The sequence below is a fragment of the Shimia biformata genome (genome assembly GCF_016888515.1).
GTDB classification, from domain to species: Bacteria; Pseudomonadota; Alphaproteobacteria; order Rhodobacterales; family Rhodobacteraceae; genus Shimia_A; species Shimia_A biformata.
In genome coordinates this window covers 235,931-255,766 of sequence record NZ_JAFEJK010000002.1, presented here as the reverse complement: position 1 = coordinate 255,766, position 19,836 = coordinate 235,931, and the positions used below count along the sequence as shown (strand labels likewise).

Below are 19,836 nucleotides of genomic sequence, written 5' to 3'. Positions count from 1 at the left end.
ACGCCCGGCGGCAACGCCGGGCATCACGTCATGCCAAACTTGGCAACCACAACACAATCGCCGGAAAGGCCACCAGAAGCGCGATGGTGATCGCGTCGGCGATGAAGAACGGGGTCACGCCCTTGAACACGTCCTGCACGGTCAGGTCATCCCGCACCCCGGCCACCACGAAACAGTTGAGACCGATGGGCGGCGTGATCAGGCAGAACTCGGCCATCTTCACCACGAGGATACCGAACCAGATCGCGCACATCGGGCCGGACATGCCGAATGTGCTGTCGGCGGCCGAGACGAACTCGCCCCCGTTCAGCGCCATCACCGCCGGATAGACCACCGGCAGCGTCAAAAGAAGCATCCCGATCGCGTCCATGAACATGCCCAAGACCGCATAGGCCAGAAGGATCATCACCAGCGTCAGCATCGGTGACTGGTCCAGGCTGGTGATCCAGTCCGAAAACGCGCCCGGCAGGTCGGCAAAGCCAAGGAAGCGGACATAGATCAGCACGCCCCAGATGATGGTGAAGATCATCACTGCCAGCTTTGCGGTCTCCAGCAGGGCATCTCGGAACTGCCGCCAGCGCATGCCCTTGGCGACCGCCATCAGGAAGACCACGAATGCCCCCAGCGCACCACCTTCGGTCGGCGTGCCCCATGCATCGCCGCCAAAGGGGTTGTAGATGAAGAAGATGATGATGAAGACCACGAAGAAGATCGGCATCGCAGGGGGCAGCGACTGAAACCGCTCGGCCCATGTGAACCCTTTGACCGGCGGACCGAACTTTGGCAGGGCCAGTGCCAGCGAGACGATCAGAAGGCCATAAATCAGGGCCGAGAACGCGCCGGGAATGAAGCCCGCCAAGAGCAGCTTGCCGACGTCCTGTTCGACGATGATGGCATAGATCACGAGGATCGCCGAAGGCGGGATCAGCGAGGCCAGCGTGCCCCCCGCCGCCACCACACCGGCCGCGAAACGCTTGTCATAGCCGATCTTCAGCATCTCGGGGATGGCGATGCGCGCAAAGACCGCCGAAGTTGCCACTGACGCGCCCGACACGGCGGCAAAGCCAGCGGTCGCAAAGACCGTCGACACGGCCAAGCCGCCCGGAAGCCAGCCAACCCAGCGCTTCGACGCCTCGAACAGCGCCTTGGTCAGACCGGCGTAATAGGCAAGATAGCCGATCAGGATGAAGGTCGGGATCAGCGACAGCGCCTGGCTTGCCACTTTGGAATGCGGCACCTGTCCGGCGGTCTTGACCGCAACGGTCAGCGCCCAGCCGAAATCCTCAGGGTCATAACCTTTCTTGGCCCAGAAAATCCAGATCAGCCCGATCAGCCCTGCCATGCCTGCGGCAAAGGCGACGCGCATGCCCAGCACGACAAACAGGACCATGACGCCTGATACGATCAGACCAATTTCAATCGGTTCCATGACGCGGCCCCCTTAATTGCCGTTATCTTCCAGAACCGCAGCCTCGTCAGCGGCGGTCTGGGCGGCGGATTTGATCAGCGGGATCGCCACCGGTTCACTCAGGTTCAGAACAAAGGCCCGGCCATAACCCCAAAGCTGGATCGAAAAGCGCAGGCACAGGATGAAAAAGGCGACCGGCGCCAGAAGTTTCGCAGGCCACAAGGGCAGCGCGATATCAATCGACGAATCCCGGCTCCAGAGCGGGGCCGCGAAGTCGAACGAGCGCAGGAAATGCGACCATGTCCCCCAGACGAGCAGGATCATCAGGACAAGCGCGGCAAGGGTGGTGATGAACTCGGCCGCCCAAAGCGCGCGACCATTCAGCCGCCCAATCAGAATGTCCATGCGAATATGGGTTCCGTCGCGCTGGGTATAGGCAATACCCATGAAGGCGATCAGCGGCATCAGCTGCTCGATCCAGTCGACATATCCCGGCACCGGCGCGTTGAACAGGTTGCGCCCCGAGACCGAGACCACGGCAAAGACCATGATGGCAAAAACCGCCAGTCCCGAAATCAGCGCCAGAACCTTTTCGATCCGGTGCAACCCCGTGTCGAGCCTGCTGAGAAGACTGTCATTCTCCAGTACCGAACTTCCAGACGCCATGATCTCTGTCCCTGTGTTTATTGTGCTGCCGCGCGTCCAAGTGGTCGTCGTCCCGCGCGTTGCGCGGGGCGAGGCTCTGCCTCGCGCTCCGAGGTATTTTGGGCAAGAGGAAGGCGCGCCGCGAGTCCCCTTTCAGGGGAAGGTGGGGGAAGTTCCCCCACCCGCATGGCTTACATGCGCTGTTTTTTCAGCGTGTCCATGACGAGGTCATAAAGCTCCTGAGCCGGCAGACCCAGTGCTGACATGTCCGCGATCCACTGATCGCGGATCGGATCTGCGGCCTTGGCGCGGAAGGCGGCCAGTTCGGCCTCGTCCAGCATGACTTTCTGCACGCCTTTCTCTTCCAGAACCGTGTCCCACTTCTTCAACAGCTCGCCATAGTTGGCAAGGTAATGGGCGATGGCCTCGTCAACCGAGCTGTCCAGCGCGGCGCGATGTTCGTCCGACAGCGCATCATAGGCGTCGGTGTTCACAACCACGGGGCAGTTCACGGTGCCGGGGTTCAGGTTGGCGGTCCACCAGGTCGCCTGGTCGATGGTACGGAACGACAGGTGGGCGTGCTGGGCAAAGGCCACAGTGTCGACAACACCGGATTCCATCGCCTGATACGCCTCGGTCGCGGTGACCGAGGTCGGAACCGCGCCAACCGCTTCAAATGCCTTGCCGATCCCGCCGGTGGCGCGCACGCGCATGCCGTCCATCTTGGCCAGGGTATCGCGCGGCTCGCCGGTGCCGACGAGGTTATACTGCGGCATGGGCGAGGTCATCAGCAGCTTGGCGTTCCAGCGCGCCAGGTCTTTCTGAACCGCCGGGTGTGCATAAACCGCATGGCTGACAGCAACCTCTTCCTCAAGCGTGTTCACACCCAGGAACGGCAGTTCCAGAACCGTGATCGAGGGATTCTTGTCACGGTGATAGCCCGCACAGAACTGGGCCATCTCGAAAGCCCCGATCGAAATCCCGTCCAGATTTTCACGGTTTTTCGACAGACCGCCATAGCTGATGTTCATCGTGAACTCACCACCGGTCTTTTCCGAGACCAGTTCGGCCAGCTTTTCGACATGTTCGGTAAAGGCGCGGCGTTTGCCCCAGACCGAGACATTCCATTCCGTCGCCATGGCTTCTGTTGCAAAGGCCAGCGCAAGCGCGGCCACGGCAGTTTTGCCGAGTAGCTTCTTCATCGTAATTCCTCCCGTTGATGTCGTCTGTGCGACATATCTTGTGGCCACACCTTAGACCGCGAAATGCAGGTGGTGGAAGCCTTGGCGCGATTTTGTTGCAAAGCCGAACGAAATCAAGACCCTGCTGGCAAGTTTTGACCCAATAGCCGAAAATTTGTGCAGGCTGGCGGTTTGTTCTGGACGCATCCGGTGGCGCAACTAAGCTGGTCGCGTCATGAACCGGGGTGGCGTGCCGCCGTGATCAAGAAACTGCTTTTGCCGACGATCCTGGCCCTGTTGATCGCCGGTTTCTGGGCCAGCGCCGCCTTTCAGGTCATCGCGGCCGGGGTCGCCATTTTCATGTTCGGCATGCTGATGCTGGAGGACGGGTTCAAACTGTTCTCGGGCGGGTTTCTCGAACGGATTCTCGCCGCCGCCACCAAGACGACATCCAGGGCTCTTGGGTTCGGGATGGTGGCGACGTCGCTGATGCAATCATCATCGCTGGTGTCGGTCATTACGATCTCTTTCCTCAGCGCCGGATTGATTACCCTTGGCGCAGGCGTCGCGATCATCTTTGGCGCCAATATCGGCACAACGACGGGCGCCTGGCTGGTGGCGGGGCTGGGGCTGAAGGTCGATATCTCGGCCTATGCGATGCCGATGCTGGCGCTGGCGATTGTGCTGGTGTTCCAGTCGTCCAAATACCTCAAGGGGATCGGTTTCGTGCTTGCCGGAATGGGGTTCCTGTTCCTCGGCATTCACTACATGAAAACCGGGTTCGAGGATGTTCAGGCGGGGATCGATCTGACCCGGTTCGCCATGACCGGGGTCGCCGGGCTGCTGGTCTATACGGCGGTGGGGGCGGTCGCGACGGTGGTGATGCAATCGAGCCACGCCACGATGGTCCTGACGATCACCGCGCTGGCCGCCGGGCAGGTCACCTATGAAAACGCGCTGGCGCTGGCGATCGGGTCGAACATCGGAACCACGATCACCGCCATGCTCGGGGCTGTCACAGCCAACTACCAGGGTCGGCGGCTGGCGCTGGCGCACCTTGTGTTCAACCTTTCGACCGCAACGGTCGCCTTGATCCTGATCCGTCCGCTGCTGGCGTCAGTCAACGGGATCGCGGACGCCACAGGCATCGCACCGGATGACTACACGCTGAAACTCGCCCTGTTTCATACCCTGTTCAACCTGATGGGTGTGGCAATCATGATGCCCCTGCGCCACCGTCTGATCGCCTTTCTCGAGCGGACCATTCCAGAACCGATGCCGGACGTCTCCAAGCCTCTCTTCCTGACCGATATCGTTGACGAATTCCCCGAGACGCTTGAGACCGCACTCAGGAACGAGTTGCGGCACCTTCTGGAAAACGCCTCGGAGACCATCCTGCACGCGCTGAACCTTCACCGGCATCAACTTGCCGCCACCGATGATATCGCCGCCACGGTCGAAGCCAGCCACGCGCCGTTCGAAATAGACGTGGATGCCGCCTATCAGCAGCGGGTCAAGGTGCTGCATGCGGCCATCCTTGAATTCACGACCCGGATCGGCGCGATTGATCTGCCAGCCGGGACCGCCAGCCGCATTCACGACCTGCGCGATGCATCCTCGCGGGTTGTCAGCGCGGTGAAGGCGGTCAAGCACATGCGCCGGAACGTCAATCGCTACACCCAGGTCAGTCACGGCACGCCCACGATGGTCTATAACGAACTCAGGACCGAGATTGCCCGCGTGATCGTCGCCCTGACCGAACTGGACAAGAGGGATCCCGCCACCCGCTCGGCGCTGTGGCTGGATGACGAACGCGTGCAGATGCACCGGGACCAGACCGAAACGATCAAAGTGGTCGAGGGGTTGATCCGCCAGGGCGACCTGACCCCGTCCGAGGCGACCTCGGTCCTGAATGACACCGCCTATGCCTTTTCCGCCATGTCGAACCTGCTGGAAGCGGCCAAGGTCATCTATGCCGCCAACACGGCGGCTATCGCACAGGTCGAGGACATCCTGTCGCTGGACCAGGAAGACGCCATTGAATTGGCAAGGGAGGATGCCGATGACTGAACATCGCGCAAACATTGCCCGATGCTGTTACTGTCGCACGCGCGCGCAAATCAACAAGGCGGCCAAATCATGGGTCTGAAGAAGAACACCGAAAAGCTGGACCGCTATTATGCCCGCCTTGACCGGGATGAAGTCGACCGGATCAAACCCGCGCATGTCGAAGAGGTCATCCGCCGCCTCCTCCACAGGGAAGAAAAGCTCTTGTCGGAACTCGACTCCGCCACCAAACCCGACAAGCGCGACCGTTTGGCCGCAAAGCTCAAAGTGGTGCGCGAACAGATCGATCGCGGCAACTGGCTGCTGGACGAGGTCCGGGATACCTGACCCTACTGCCCAAGGTCGGTCATCCGCGCCAGAAGCTCGGCGGCGTTCCTGACCTTGAACCGCTTGAGCAGACGCGCCCGCACGTCCTCGATCGTGCGCGGACTCAGCCCCAGGTCACGGGCAATCTCTTTCGACGTCTGACCGCGCCCCAGACCACCCAGAACCTGCCGCTCACGTGGGGTCAGACCGGGCCGGGGCGTATCCGATACACGCGCGAAACTCATCACGATACGCGCCAGCGGATCGTCCGGCGTCAATGAATGCGCGCGGAACCGGCACCAGATCGTCGCACCGGTCGCGGTGCGCATCATGCGCTCGTCGGAATAGACCCCGTCCCGGCGCAGCGGCTCCAGTCCGATGTCACGGATGCGGGCGAACTCCTCGTTTGATCCGTAAAGCATCCGAAAAGACTGTCCCACCAGCGCCGCCCGGTCGTAGCCCAGCATCGCCGCAAACGTCCTGTTGCAGGCACGGATCACTCGATTCTCGGTCAAAACGATGCCGACCGGCGCCTCATCGAATGCCAGTTCCAACAGGTCCATCCCGTGACTCCCAAACCGTAATCCTACGGTATTGATACCGTAGAAGCGCCCGCGCAGGATAGGGGGTAAGCTCGCGCCCCTTCCTCTTGCCCCAAATACCTCCGCCGGAGGCTCCCGCCGGCGATGTCTGGTGATGGGGATGGAAAGCCGGGCGCGAGCAAAAAACCACGAGGCCGCCCATGACACTCCAGACGGACGCAATGATCGAGTCACTCCTTACCCGGATCGACGGCAAGCGGGACGACCTGATCGCGTTGACACAGGACCTGATCCGCATCCCCACCCTGAACCCGCCGGGCGACTGCTATCGCGACATCTGCGACTATCTCGATCGCCGCCTCTCGGCACATGGGTTCCAGACCGAACTGGTCCGCGCCACCGGAGCCCCCGGCGACAGCGACAAATACCCCCGCTGGAACATCGTGGCCCGCCGCGACGGCACTGAACTCGGCGACTGCGTGCATTTCAACAGCCACACCGACGTTGTCGAGGTCGGCGCCGGCTGGACCCGCGACCCGTTCGGCGGTGAATTGGTGGACGACCTGATCTATGGTCGGGGTGCCTGTGACATGAAAGGCGGGCTGGCGGCGTCGATCATCGCTGCCGAAGCCTTCGTCGAGGAATTCCCCGAATTTCACGGCGCCATCGAAATCTCTGGCACGGCGGACGAGGAATCCGGCGGCTATGGCGGGGTGGCCTATCTTGCCGAAAAGGGCTGGTTCGACCCGAAACGGGTCCAGCATGTGATCATCCCCGAACCCCTGAACAAGGACCGCATTTGCCTGGGACACCGGGGCGGCTGGTGGGCCGAGATCGAAACCTTCGGCGAGATCGCCCATGGGTCGATGCCCTTCCTCGGCGATTGCGCAGTCCGGCATATGGGCGCGGTGCTGGGCAAGTTCGAAACCGATCTTTTCCCCGCCATGGCCGCCCGTCACACCGACATGCCGGTTGTGCCCGAAGGGGCGCGTTCCTCGACGATGAACATCAACTCGATCCACGGCGGCCAGCCCGAGCAGCCCGCCGACTATACCGGCCTGCCCGCCCATTGCGTGCCCGACTCGTGCCGCATCGTGATTGACCGCCGCTACCTGGCCGAGGAAAATCATGCCCAGGTCTCGGGCGAGGTCGAGGCGATCCTCAGGGACCTCGCCGAATCCCGCGAGAATTTCCGCTTCGAGATGCGCGAGATCAACCATGTCGCCCCCTCGATGACAGACCGCGCCGCGCCCGTTGTGACAACCGTCGACCGCTCGATCCGCGAGATTTTCGGCAAGGAACCGGATTATGTCGCCTCTCCGGGCACTTACGATCAGAAACATATTGATCGGATCGGCCGGTTGAAGAACTGTATAGCCTATGGACCGGGCATTCTTGAACTGGCGCATAAGCCGGACGAGTATATTGGGGTTACCGACATGCTGGACAGCGCCAAAGTGATGGCGCACGCGCTGGCGCAGCTTCTGCTGCCCGGGATGCAGGACGGATAAGAGTGCCGGAAAAGGCAACGAAACAAGACCTTGAAGACCCAAAACCGCACAGACGGACAGAACACCAGGGAGAAAAAACCATGACATTCCACGTCTCACGGCTGGCACTGGCCAGCGCACTGGCGATCACGGCCGGGATCGGAGCGGCACAGGCAGCGGGCACGGAGATCACCGTGGCAATGCAGCTTGAACCACCCCACCTCGACCCAACCTCGGCGGCGGCACAGGCCATCGATTCGGTGGTCTACGCCAATATCTTCGAAGGGCTGACCCGCTTCATGGACGACGGCTCGATTGCGCCGGCGCTGGCGAAATCCTGGAACATCTCCGAGGACGGCCTGACCTATACGTTCATGCTGAATGACGGCGTCACCTTCCACGATGGCACCGCGATGGACGCCGAAGACGTCAAGTTCAGCCTCGACCGCGCGCGGGCCGAAGACAGCACCAACGCGCAAAAGGCGCTGTTCGCCTCGATTGCCAGCGTCGACGTGGTGGACCCGACCACGGTCAGGATCACGCTCAGCGAGCCGAACGGCTCGATGCTGTTCAACCTCGCGTGGGGCGATGCGGTCATCGTCGCGCCGGAGTCGATCGAAACGATCACCACGAACCCCGTCGGCACCGGGCCTTACACTTTCACCAACTGGGTGCAGGGCGACAAGATCGAGCTGACGGCAAACCCGGATTACTGGGGCGCGGCCCCTGCGATCCAGAACGCGACCTTCAAGTTCATCTCGGACCCGACTGCCGCCTTTGCCGCGATGATGGCCGAGGATATCGACGTCTTCACCGGCTACCCGGCCCCCGAGAATGTGCCGCAATTCGAGGCCGATCCGCGCTTCCAGGTGCTGAATGTCGCGACCGAGGGCGAGACCATCCTGTCCACCAACAACAAGATGGCACCTCTGGATAACGTCAAGGTCCGCGCCGCAATTGCGCATGCGATCGACCGTCAGGCCATCATCGACGGTGCCATGTTCGGCATGGGCACGCCAATCGGCACCCATTTCGCACCGCATCACCCCGATTATGTCGATCTGACCGGTAACTCGGCCTATGATCCTGAAATGTCCAAGAAACTGCTGGCCGAAGCAGGCTTCCCGGACGGATTCAAGACAACCCTGAAACTGCCGCCCCCCTCCTACGCCCGTCGTGGTGGCGAGATCATCGCCGCCCAGCTGCGCGCCGTGGGGATCGAGACCGAAATCTCGAACCTGGAATGGGCGCAATGGCTGGAACAGGTGTTCCGGGGCAAGGACTATGGCCTGACCATCGTCAGCCATACCGAACCCTTTGACATCGGCATCTATGCCCGTCCCGACTATTACTTCCAGTATGACAACCCGGCCTTCCAGGAGCTTTACGCCGAGCTGAACCGCACCACCGACGCGGCGAAACGGTCCGAGCAGCTGGCCAGCCTGCAGACCATGATCTCGGAAGATTATGTCAACGGCTACCTGTTCCAGCTGGCCACCCCGACCATCGCCAAGGCGGGCGTGCAGGGGCTTTGGAAAAACGCCCCGACCGCCGCGACCGATCTGGCCGCGATGAGCTGGGCGGACTGACATCCCGACAAAACGCCGGGGGCAGAAAATGCCCCCGGATCCCCTATTGCTCTGGTATCCTGAATGCGATCCTTCCTTCGACTGGCTGTCTTTCTGACCGCGTTTCTTCCCGCCGTTGCGCATGCAAACGCAACGCTGGAGGAAATCGAGGCGTTCCAGCCGCTTGAAGTGCCCGCGAAGCCGCTTGAGGTCGCGGTCGGGATCGAGATTCAGCAAATCACCGGCGTCGATCAGAAGGCGGAAAACTTTGGGGTCGTCGCGCTTTTGCGTTTCAAATGGACCGACCCTGCGCTTTCCTATGACGCCCCGGCCGGAAACCGCGACGTGTTCCGCATTCTGCGTGTCGACGAATTCCGCGACTATGCCCGCGAACGCGGTGCCGTGCTGCCGTCTTTCGAGATACGAAACCAGCAATCGAACCGCTGGGTTCACCAGTCCAAGATCACGCTTCTGCCCGACGGAACGGCGTTCTACGTCGACAAGTCGTCGCTGACCCTGCAAGCGCCCTATTTCGATTTCACCAAATACCCGTTCGACCGCCAGACGTTTTACTTCGAGGTCGTTTCGGTCGCGCCAGAGCCTTTTATAAAATACGTCGCCGCGGACGACTGGTCCGGGCTGGGGGGGCTTCTGGGGGAAGAGGAATGGATACTTGAAAACGACCGGATGGAGATCTCGACCATTGAAGGGTTCACCGGCCACCCCAGCGCCAAGATCGCGCTTGCCTTCGAAGGCCACCGCCACACGCAGTATTACCTGACCCGCATCTTCCTGCCGATGCTGATCCTGATCACGGTCAGCTGGTCGGCCTTCTTCCTTGATGACTACCGCAAACGCTCCGAGGTCGCGGGTGCGAACCTGCTTGTCTTTGTCGGCTTCAACTGGATGATTTCCGCCGACCTGCCGCGCCTTGGCTATCTGACCTTCCTCGATTTCATCCTGCAATGGATGTTCGTGGTGACCGGCGCGATCATCGTCTTCAACATCTTTCTGGCGCATCTGCAATACAAGGGGCGCGCGCCCCTTGCCGCATCGCTGGACAGCTATGCAATCCGCTGGATCTATCCGTTGGGGTATATCGCCATCGTCGGCTACGCCGTTGCGCGGTTTCTCAAACCGATCGGCGCCCCCCTGCTGTAACGCCGGACTGACAAAGGAGTTCCGCCATGGAGATCATCGCCGCCCCGGACCATGCCCATCGCAAGGGTCCCGCCAGCTATTTCACCGGCAATGTTTCCCTGCATCTTCTGACCGAAAGCCGCCCGCCCGCCTCGGTCTTTGCGGCACGGGTGTCGTTTGAGCCGGGTGCGCGCACCGCATGGCACACCCACCCGGTCGGGCAATTGCTTCATGTTCTCTCAGGCACGGGTCTGGTGGCGTTGCGCAATCAGGCGCCACGGGTGATCGCCACCGGCGACACCGTCTGGATCGATCCCGGAGAAGAGCACTGGCACGGTGCCGCGCCGGACAGCGCGATGGAACATCTCGCCGTGCAGGAAGTGCGCGATGGAAATGGCGCCGACTGGCTGGAACATGTCACTGAAACCGATTACCTGACTCCGCCCGCCTGACAACATGCTGCGATATTCCCTGAAACGTCTTTTGTCGCTGGTCATCAGCCTGGCCGTCGCCTCGCTGGTGATCTTCGCCGTGATCGAGGTCGCCCCCGGCGATCCGGCCTCCTTCATGCTTGGCATCAACGCCCAACCTGACACGGTGGCGGCGCTGCGTGCGGAACTGGGGCTCGATATGTCCAAACCCCAGCGCTATGTCGCCTGGGTGACCGGTATGTTGAGCGGTGATTTCGGCACCTCCTACACCTATCGCACGCCGGTCGCCCAGATGATCGCCGACCGGATGTGGATCTCCCTGCCACTGGCGATTTATGCGCTGACCCTGTCGACGCTGATCGCGTTCCCCGCCGGTATCTATGCCGCGTCGCGCCGGGGCAAAGGCGGAGACGTCGCGGTCATGGGCGCAACCCAGCTTGGGATCGCGGTGCCCAACTTCTGGTTTGCCATGATGCTGGTCCTGATCTTCGCAATCAATCTGCGCTGGTTCTCGGCCGGCGGGTTTCCCGGCTGGGACAAGGGGTTCTGGCTGTCGATGAAGGCGCTGACCCTGCCCGCGATCTCATTGGCCCTGCCACAATCGGCAATCCTGGCGCGCGTCATGCGCTCGTCCCTCTTGGACATCCTGGGCGAAGATTTCATGCGCACCGCCCGCGCCAAGGGTCTGACCCGCAGGCAAGCCTTGTGGCGGCACGGGCTGCGCAATGCGCTGATCCCGGTCCTGACCATCATCGGGCTGCAATTCTCGTTCCTTCTGGCGGGGGGGATCATCATCGAACAGGTGTTCTTCCTGCCCGGTCTTGGGCGTCTTATCTTTCAGGCTATTTCCGCGCGCGATCTGATCGTTGTCGAAAGCGTGGTGATGTTGCTGGTGTTCTCTGTGATCCTCGTGAACTTCCTTGTCGATCTGGCCTATGCCGCCGTCGACCCCCGCCTCAGGAGCCGCACATGAGATCCCGAAGCCTGATCCTTGGCGCAGTCCTGTGCGTGGTGGTCGTTGCAACGGCCCTGATCTCATTCATCTGGACGCCCTACGACATCACCCAGATGGACATTCCCAACAAGCTGCAAACCCCAAGCCTGACGCATCCCTTCGGCACCGACCATTTCGGGCGCGACATCCTGTCGATGATCATGATCGGCGCGCGCACCTCTCTGGCAGTGGCGCTGGTGGCGGTCGGGATCGGCATGGGGCTTGGCGTGCCGCTGGGCCTTTGGGCGGCAGCCCGCAAGGGTGGTTGGACGGACGAGATCATCATGCGCGGTAACGACCTTGTCTTTGCCTTCCCCGCCCTTGTCATTGCCATCCTGATCACCGCCGTTTTCGGAGCTGGCGCCACCAACGCGATTATCGCCATCGGCATCTTCAACATCCCCGTCTTTGCCCGCATCACCCGTGGCGCGGCCCTGTCCCTGTGGGAGCGCGAGTTCATCCTGGCCGCCCGTGTTTCGGGCAAGGGCGCGGCGCGGATCAGTCTTGAGCATATCCTGCCCAATGTCATGAACCTCTTGATCGTGCAGGGCACGATCCAGTTTTCGCTTGGCATTCTGGCCGAGGCCGGGCTGTCCTATGTCGGGCTTGGCGCGCAACCGCCGGTGCCCAGCTGGGGCCGGATGCTGGCCGACAGCCAGACCATGGTCAGCTTCGCCCCCCACCTCGCCCTTGTTCCCGGCCTTGCCATCGTGATCTCGGTCCTTGGACTGAACCTTCTGGGCGATGGGCTGCGGGACTATCTTGACCCTCGCATTCGGGTGGCGCGGACATGAGCCTGCTTGAAATCCAGAACCTTGACCTGTCGATCGGATCCGCCCGGATCCTGAAGGATGTAAGCCTGTCCATCGACAAGGGCGAAATCGTCGCCATCACCGGCGAAAGCGGCTCGGGCAAATCGATGACGGCGATGGCGGTGATGCAGCTTCTGCCTGATGCCGCGCATCTTTCCGGTGCCGTCCAGCTGGCGGGGCGGGATCTTCTGTCGCTCGACGAAGACACGCTTTGCACCCTCCGGGGCAATGAGGTCGGTATGGTCTTCCAGGAACCGATGACCGCCCTCAACCCGGTGAAGACCATCGGCGCGCAGGTGGCTGAGACGATCCTGATCCATTCCGACACCCCCAAGGCCGAGGCCATGCAACAGGCCGCCGACATGCTGGCCCGCGTCGGCCTGCCCGCCGACCGTTTCCCGCTGTCGCGCTATCCGCATGAATTGTCAGGCGGCCAGCGCCAGCGCGTCGTGATCGCCCTGGCCATCGCCCAGCGCCCGAAACTGTTGATCGCGGACGAACCGACAACGGCACTGGATGTGACCACGCAAGCGCAGATCCTCGACCTGCTGAAAGAGCTGGTCAGCGAGTTTGGCATGGGGCTGATGATGATCACCCATGACCTGGCCGTGGTCTCTGACATGGCCGATCGCATCGTCGTGATGCGCCATGGCGAGGTCGTCGAGCAAGGCGAAACCCGCGCGTTGTTCCGCGACATGAAACACCCCTATACCCGCGCCCTGTTCGAGGCATCGGGCCACCAGGTCGATTTGCCCGCCCTGCCCGACGGCCCCGACCCGGTCCTTCAGGTCACTGGCGCGGTGCGGGACTATGCCCTGCCCCGCACCCGTCTGTTCGCCCCGCGCCAGTTTCACCGCGCGGTGAACGACGTCAGCTTTACCATCCACCACGGCGAACGGGTTGGTCTGGTTGGCGAATCCGGCTGTGGCAAATCCACCCTGACCCGCGCCATCCTGGGTCTTGAGGGGCTGCAAGGCGGATCGATCACCGCCTTTGGCAAACCGGTCAGCCCGGCGATGAACCCCGCCCTTCGGTCGGGCCTGCAAGTGGTCTTCCAGGACCCCTATGGCAGCTTCAACCCCCGCCACAAGGTCGCCCGGATCATCACCGAACCCTTCCACCTTCTGCCCAACCCGCCCAGCGGCGCCGACCGCGACGCACGCATTGCGCAGGCGCTGACCGATGTCGGGCTGACCGCCGCTGACGCCGACAAGTACATCCACGAGTTCTCGGGCGGCCAGCGCCAGCGCATCGCCATCGCGCGCGCTCTGATCATCAACCCGGAACTGATCATCTTCGACGAGGCGGTCTCGGCACTGGACGTGTCGATCCGCGCCCAGATCCTCGACCTGATCGCCGATCTAAGCCGCAAACACAGCCTGTCCTACCTGTTCATCAGTCACGACCTTTCCGTGGTGCGCAGCATCACCGACCGGGTTCTGGTGATGAAGTCGGGCCAGATCGTCGAACAGGGCGTGACCGAGGATGTCTTTGCCAACCCGCAGCACGCTTATACGAAAACCCTGATCGCGGCGGCCCCGGTGCTGCCCGATATCAGCCACTTGAAAGAGAATGCCCATGTCTGATCCGCGTCAGGATTTATGGTTCGACCCGTCGCAAATCCTGATCGGCGGCGCGTGGCGCGCCCCCGCTTCCGGCGACACGATTGACCTTGTGAACCCCTCCGACGGGTCATCGATCTGCGGCATTGCGCGCGGCACCAGGCCGGATATGGATGCCGCCGTCGCCGCTGCCCATTCCGCCCGCGCGGACGCATGGGGCCGGACCACCGCCGCCGACCGGGGCCGCATCCTGACACGGCTTGGCCAACTGGTTCTGGACCATACCGAAACCCTCGCCAGGATCGAAGCCGCAGACGTCGGCAAGCCTCTGAAACAGGCCCGCGCCGACGTGATCGCACTGGCGCGATACATGGAATTCTATGGCGGCGCGGCGGACAAGGTCATGGGGGAAACCATCCCCTATCTCGACGGCTACACGGTCTACACGCTGCGCGAACCCTTCGGTGTCACCGCCCATATCGTGCCATGGAACTACCCGATGCAGATCATTGGCCGCTCGGTCGGTGCGGCGCTGGCGATGGGCAATGCCTGCGTGCTGAAACCGGCGGAAGAGGCCTGCCTGACCGCGCTCGCCTTCGCCGATCTGGCATTGAAAGCGGGCCTGCCCGAAGGCGCGCTGAACGTGGTGCCGGGGCTGGGGGCCGAGGCTGGCGCGGCCCTGGCCGAGCACCCCGGAATTCAGCATATTTCCTTCACCGGATCGGTCGCCACCGGCAGCCTGATCCAGTCGGCGGCGGCGGAAAACGTCGTGCCCGTCACGCTGGAACTGGGCGGCAAATCTCCGCAACTGGTCTTTGCCGACGCCGATCTCGATGCCGCCCTGCCCTTCCTCGTGAACGCAGGTATCCAGAACGCCGGACAGACCTGCTCGGCGTCCTCCCGCATCCTTGTCCAGCGCCCGGTCTATGACGAGGTGCGCGCGCGTATGGCCACGGCCTATGGCTCCCTCCGTGCCGGCCCCGCGATGGACGATCTCGAACTCGGCCCGCTGATCTCGACCCGCCAGCAGGCAATCGTGCGGGGTTTCATCGACAAGGGCCGCGACCTTGAAACCGCCGCCACGGGTGAGGTCATTTCGAACGCCCCGGCCCAAGGCGCCTATGTCGCGCCGACGCTTTTTGCAGATGTTCCCGCCAGCCACGCACTGGCGCAGGACGAAATCTTCGGCCCTGTTCAGGTCCTTATTCCCTTCGACACCGAGGACGAGGCGCTGGCCATTGCCAATGGCACCGATTACGGGCTTGTCGCCTCTGTCTGGTCGCGCGATGGCGCCCGGCAAATGCGGCTGGCCAAGGCGCTGCATGCCGGGCAGGTCTTCCTCAACAACTATGGCGCGGGCGGCGGGGTGGAACTGCCCTTCGGCGGCACCGGAAAATCTGGCCATGGCCGCGAAAAAGGGTTCGAGGCCCTCTTTCATTTCTCGCAACTCAAGACCGTCGCCGCCTTCCACGGCTGACGATTCTTTCTTGTCCAAATACTCCCGCCGGAGGCGTCCCCGGCCAACAACAAGGAGACACCCATGAGACTTTCAGGCAAAACCGCCATCGTCACCGGCGGGGCATCGGGCTTTGGCGCGGGCATCGTCAGGAAATTCCTCGACGAAGGGGCCGAGGTCATGATCGCCGACATCAATGGCGACGCGGCAACCGAGCTGGCCCGTCAGGGCGGTGTTGCGCAACAGGTCGATGTCAGCGATGGCGCGTCCGTGGCGGCAATGGTCGGGGCCGCCAATGACCTGTGGGGACGGGTCGACATCATGGTCAACAACGCAGGCGTCACCCATCTCCCGGGGCCGCTGGACACGATCTCGGAAGGCGATTTCGACCGGGTGTTCAACGTCAACTGCAAGTCGGTCTACCTGATCTCGCGCGCGTTGGTGCCGCAGATGAAATCTGACGGGTCGGGCGCGATCCTCAACGTCGCCTCGACCGCCGGGGTCAGCCCCCGGCCGAACCTCAACTGGTACAATGCCTCGAAGGGCTGGATGAACACGGCGACCCGCACCATGGCGGTGGAACTTGCCCCCTTTGGCATCCGCGTGAATGCGATCAACCCCGTCGCTGGCGAGACCCCGCTGCTCAAATCCTTCATGGGTGAGGACACGCCGGAAGTCCGCGCCAAGTTCCTTGCGACCATCCCGCTGGGCCGGTTTTCCCAGCCCGAGGACATGGGCAATGCCGCCTGTTTCCTCTGCTCGGACGAGGCGGCGATGATCACTGGCGTCTGCATGGAGGTCGACGGCGGGCGCTGTATCTGATCCAGGGTGCGGATACGACAGCGGGTGTCGGAAAGAGCAAGCAACGTGGATTTGCCCCCGCGCTATCCTGATGCCAAAGGAATTTCAAATCCAACCGCCCCACGGCAACGCCCTGCGGCGACAATGAGAAGGTTTCGACATGACCTCATTCCGCGACCTGCACAAACCCGGTGATCCCTTCGTTCTTGCCAACGCATGGGACGCGGGCAGCGCCAAGGTGCTGGCAGCGCTCGGGGCAGAGGCCATCGGAACCACCTCATCCGGCCATGCCTTCACGTTGGGCAGACCGGACATGGGCCATGTCACCCGGGACGAGGCCATGGCACATGCGCAGGACATCGTCGCGGCAACCCCGCTGCCGGTCTCGGGCGATTTCGAAAACGGCTATGGCGCCGACCCTGACACCGTCGCCGAGACCGTCCGCATGGCGGCAGAAATCGGACTTGCCGGATGTTCGATCGAGGACACGGACATGCCCGGCACTGGGGCCTATGATTTTGACCTTGCGGTGGAACGCATCCGGGCGGCCTCGGCAGCTGCCCGCGCCCTGCCCAATGATTTCGTGCTGGTTGCCCGCACCGATGGCATCCTGACCGGGGCTTATGACATCGACGAAGCCCTGCGCCGCCTGACCGCCTTCGACGCGGCCGGGGCGGATTGCCTGTTTGCCCCCTTGCCCAAGACTGTCGATGACCTGAAACGCATCTGCGCCAGCACCTCGAAACCCGTGAATGCGCTGGCGGTGGGGCCTTATGCCAAAATCTCGCGCGCCCAGTTCGCCGAGATGGGCGTCGCCCGCATCTCGATCGGGGGTGGCTTTGCCCGTGTCGCACAAGCTACGCTGATCAACGCCGCGCGGCACGTGTTGGAAGATGGCGATTTTTCCGACATGCTGTCCGCCGCGCCGGGGGCAGAGGTCGATCAATATCTGAAATCCGGCAGCAGACCTGATGCCTGAGATCCAGACCGACACCCAGCCCCGCAGCCCCAAACCCCTGCCTAGCCACGCCAAGGTCGTCGTGATCGGTGGCGGCGTTGTCGGCTGCTCGATCCTGTTTCACCTTGCAAAGTTCGGCTGGAAAGACGTGGTACTGCTGGAACGGGACGAACTGACGTCCGGCTCAAGCTGGCACGCGGCGGGCCAGATCCACACGATCAGTTCCGACCCCAATATCAGCCGCCTGCAAGGGTATACCATCGACCTTTACAAGGAGATCGAGGAAACCAGCGGCCACTCGGTCGGGCTGCACATGACCGGCGGTTTCTACCTCGCCTCGAACAAGACCTGGTATGACTACCTGAAACGCGAACGGTCCAAGGCGCGTTACATGGGGCTGCATCAGGAGTTCATCAGTCCGAAAGAGGTCGCCGAGCGGCACCCGCTGATTGACCCGAAACACTATCTCGCCGCGCTGTGGGACGATCAGGACGGCGACCTTGACCCATCTGGCGCGACCTATGCCTTTGCCAAGTCCGCGCGCGTGCATGGGGCGCAGTATTTCACCCATACGCCTGTCACCGCCACCACCCAGCGCACGGATGGATCATGGGACGTGACCACGCCGAAGGGCCAGATCAACGCCGAGATCATCGTCAACTGCGGCGGGCTCTGGGCGCGCGAGGTCGGGCATATGCAGGGCGTCAACCTGCCGGTGCAGCCGATGGAACATCACTACCTGATCACCGAAAAGATCGACGCCATCGCCGATCACCCCACCCGCCTGCCCTGCGGTATCGACTACGAGGCCAATATCTATTTCCGGCAGGAACGGCAGGGCATGTTGCTGGGCACCTATGAACCCAAAGGCACGCCTTGGAAGGTAAACGGCACGCCTTGGGATTTCGGGCACGAGTTGCTCCAACCCGACCTCGACCGCATCGCCGACCGGCTGGAACTGGGGTTCGAACGCATCCCTGCGCTGGCCGATGTCGGCATCAAGGACGCGATCAACGGCCCCTTCACCTTTGGCCCCGACGGAAACCCGATGATTGGCCCGGTGCCGGGGATGAAGAACTATTGGGTCGCGGTGGGCGTCATGGCCGGGTTCTGTCAGGGGGGCGGTGTCGGCCTGACCATGGCGGAATGGATGATCGACGGCGAACCCTCGATTGATGTCTGGGCGATGGACGTCGCGCGGTTCGGCGACTGGGCCACACCGGACTGGGGCACGGTGAAATCGACCGAGAATTACGAGCGCCGCTTCGTGATGACCTTCCCGAATGAAACCCTGCCCAAGGGCCGGTTGCAGAAGACCACCGCGCTCTATGACCGGCTGGTCGCAAGAGGCGCACGTATGGGACAGGGGTTCGGGCTGGAACATGCGCTGTGGTTCGCCGATGGCCCCGACGATGCGTGGGAAGACCCGACTTTCGAACGTAATCGCAGCCACGACTATGTCGCCGCCGAGGTCAATGCCGTACGCGAGGCGGTTGGCGGGATCGAGATCGCCAATTTCGCCAAACATGAATTCAAGGGACCGGGCGCGCGGGCCTATCTTGACCGGGTGCTTGCGGGATATGTGCCGAAACCAGGGCGGCTGACCCTGACGCCAATGCTGACCCCGAAGGGGCGGCTTTACGGCGACCTGACCGTGGCGTGTCTGGCGGAAGACCACTTTATGATCTTCGGCTCGGGCGCGATGCAGGACGCGCATCGCCGCTGGTTTGAAAAGGACCTGCCCGAGGACGTGACCTATGCCAATGTCAGCGACGACTGGCACGGGATTTCCTTGTCCGGCCCGAAGTCACGTGACCTGCTGTCGCGTATCACCCGCGACGATGTCAGCGCCTCAGCCATGCCCTTCCGCGATGTCCGCCAGACCTTTGTTGGCGGGGTGCCGGTGATCCTGAACCGGATCAGTTTCTCGGGCGAGCTGGGGTATGAGATCTATTGCCGTCCGCACTACCTGTTGCGACTGGCCGAGGCGATTGAGGATGCCGGGGCCGATCTGGGCTATCGTTGGTATGGCGCGCGGGCGTTGATGTCGATGCGGCTGGAAAAGGGCTGGGGCGTATGGACGCTGGATTTCCGCCCTGATTTCGATGCCGTGGAAAGCGGGCTGGATGCCTTCATCAACTGGAAGAAAGAGTTCGTCGGCAAGGCGGCGACGCTGGCCGCGCGAGACGCTGGCCCAGCCCGCAGGCTGGTCACCATGACGATCGACGTCGACGGCATCGACGTCTCGGGCGACGAGGCAATCCTGAAGGATGGCGCGGCTGTGGGCTACGTGTCCTCGGGCGGGTACGCACACCATGTCGGGCGGTCGATGGCGATGGGCTATGTTTCCGCAGACCACGCCGCACCCGGCACCCGATTGCAGGTGGAAATCCTTGGCACCATGTATGACGCAACCGTTCTGGGTGCGCCGATTTATGATGCGAACGGGGCCAATATGCGGGCCTAGTCTCCGCC

17 protein-coding genes are annotated in these 19,836 nt (G+C 62.5%); 13 read left to right on the top strand and 4 right to left on the bottom strand.

The genetic code is table 11. The features are described 5' to 3' along the window. Positions 1-28: 28 nt before the first annotated feature. From JQ863_RS16455 to JQ863_RS16445, 3 genes are all read right to left on the bottom strand, one after another. Positions 29-1,429: a TRAP transporter large permease gene (locus tag JQ863_RS16455; protein WP_204115418.1), complete on the bottom strand. Its 1,401-nt coding sequence runs from the start codon at positions 1,427-1,429 to the stop codon at positions 29-31. Positions 1,430-1,441: 12 nt separating this feature from the next. Beyond that, positions 1,442-2,074: a TRAP transporter small permease subunit gene (locus JQ863_RS16450; protein WP_204115417.1), complete on the bottom strand. Its 633-nt coding sequence runs from the start codon at positions 2,072-2,074 to the stop codon at positions 1,442-1,444. 170 nt (positions 2,075-2,244) lie between these two features. Beyond that, positions 2,245-3,255 (bottom strand): C4-dicarboxylate TRAP transporter substrate-binding protein, encoded by a 1,011-nt coding sequence (locus JQ863_RS16445; protein ID WP_204115416.1) that lies wholly within the window; start codon positions 3,253-3,255, stop codon positions 2,245-2,247. Between the two features lie 171 nt (positions 3,256-3,426). On the opposite strand from JQ863_RS16445, the gene JQ863_RS16440 reads away from it, so the two are divergent. Both JQ863_RS16440 and JQ863_RS16435 read left to right on the top strand, forming a co-directional pair. Then, positions 3,427-5,304 carry a Na/Pi cotransporter family protein gene (locus tag JQ863_RS16440; RefSeq protein ID WP_239113508.1) on the top strand — a complete coding sequence of 626 codons (1,878 nt, stop codon included), beginning with the start codon at positions 3,427-3,429 and terminating at the stop codon, positions 5,302-5,304. 69 nt (positions 5,305-5,373) lie between these two features. Then, positions 5,374-5,628, top strand: a complete 255-nt coding sequence (locus tag JQ863_RS16435) for a hypothetical protein (protein ID WP_204115415.1) — start codon at positions 5,374-5,376, stop codon at positions 5,626-5,628. Positions 5,629-5,630: 2 nt separating this feature from the next. On the opposite strand, the gene JQ863_RS16430 is transcribed toward JQ863_RS16435, so the two are convergent. Then, positions 5,631-6,170: a PAS and helix-turn-helix domain-containing protein gene (locus JQ863_RS16430; RefSeq protein ID WP_204115414.1), complete on the bottom strand. Its 540-nt coding sequence runs from the start codon at positions 6,168-6,170 to the stop codon at positions 5,631-5,633. 179 nt (positions 6,171-6,349) lie between these two features. Between JQ863_RS16430 and JQ863_RS16425 the strand changes: the two genes are divergently transcribed. The 11 genes from JQ863_RS16425 to JQ863_RS16375 all read left to right on the top strand — a co-directional run bounded on the left by JQ863_RS16425 (position 6,350) and on the right by JQ863_RS16375 (position 19,828). Then, positions 6,350-7,660 (top strand): acetylornithine deacetylase/succinyl-diaminopimelate desuccinylase family protein, encoded by a 1,311-nt coding sequence (locus JQ863_RS16425; RefSeq protein WP_239113506.1) that lies wholly within the window; start codon positions 6,350-6,352, stop codon positions 7,658-7,660. 80 nt (positions 7,661-7,740) lie between these two features. Continuing rightward, complete coding sequence (locus JQ863_RS16420) at positions 7,741-9,228, top strand: ABC transporter substrate-binding protein (protein WP_204115413.1); 1,488 nt, start codon at positions 7,741-7,743, stop codon at positions 9,226-9,228. Between the two features lie 63 nt (positions 9,229-9,291). Next, on the top strand, positions 9,292-10,368 hold the full coding sequence (locus JQ863_RS16415; RefSeq protein WP_204115412.1) for a ligand-gated ion channel: 1,077 nt from the start codon (positions 9,292-9,294) through the stop codon (positions 10,366-10,368). A gap of 26 nt (positions 10,369-10,394) precedes the next feature. Continuing rightward, entirely contained in the window at positions 10,395-10,799 is a 405-nt protein-coding gene (locus JQ863_RS16410) for a (R)-mandelonitrile lyase (protein ID WP_204115411.1), read from the top strand. A 4-nt stretch (positions 10,800-10,803) separates the two neighbouring features. Next, the gene (locus JQ863_RS16405) at positions 10,804-11,751 is read left to right on the top strand and encodes an ABC transporter permease (RefSeq protein ID WP_204115410.1); all 948 of its coding nucleotides are present in this window, start codon (positions 10,804-10,806) and stop codon (positions 11,749-11,751) included. Continuing rightward, complete coding sequence (locus tag JQ863_RS16400) at positions 11,748-12,566, top strand: ABC transporter permease (protein WP_204115409.1); 819 nt, start codon at positions 11,748-11,750, stop codon at positions 12,564-12,566. The genes JQ863_RS16405 and JQ863_RS16400 overlap by 4 nt, the downstream gene beginning before the upstream one ends. Beyond that, positions 12,563-14,170 (top strand): ABC transporter ATP-binding protein, encoded by a 1,608-nt coding sequence (locus JQ863_RS16395; protein WP_204115408.1) that lies wholly within the window; start codon positions 12,563-12,565, stop codon positions 14,168-14,170. Before JQ863_RS16400 ends, JQ863_RS16395 begins: the two co-directional genes overlap by 4 nt. Then, positions 14,163-15,623: an aldehyde dehydrogenase family protein gene (locus JQ863_RS16390; protein WP_204115407.1), complete on the top strand. Its 1,461-nt coding sequence runs from the start codon at positions 14,163-14,165 to the stop codon at positions 15,621-15,623. The genes JQ863_RS16395 and JQ863_RS16390 overlap by 8 nt, the downstream gene beginning before the upstream one ends. A gap of 63 nt (positions 15,624-15,686) precedes the next feature. Further along, the gene (locus tag JQ863_RS16385; RefSeq protein ID WP_204115406.1) at positions 15,687-16,424 is read left to right on the top strand and encodes an SDR family oxidoreductase; all 738 of its coding nucleotides are present in this window, start codon (positions 15,687-15,689) and stop codon (positions 16,422-16,424) included. Positions 16,425-16,563: 139 nt separating this feature from the next. Beyond that, entirely contained in the window at positions 16,564-17,382 is an 819-nt protein-coding gene (locus JQ863_RS16380) for an isocitrate lyase/PEP mutase family protein (protein ID WP_204115405.1), read from the top strand. Then, the gene (locus JQ863_RS16375) at positions 17,375-19,828 is read left to right on the top strand and encodes a GcvT family protein (RefSeq protein ID WP_204115404.1); all 2,454 of its coding nucleotides are present in this window, start codon (positions 17,375-17,377) and stop codon (positions 19,826-19,828) included. The genes JQ863_RS16380 and JQ863_RS16375 overlap by 8 nt, the downstream gene beginning before the upstream one ends. Positions 19,829-19,836 lie beyond the last annotated feature (8 nt).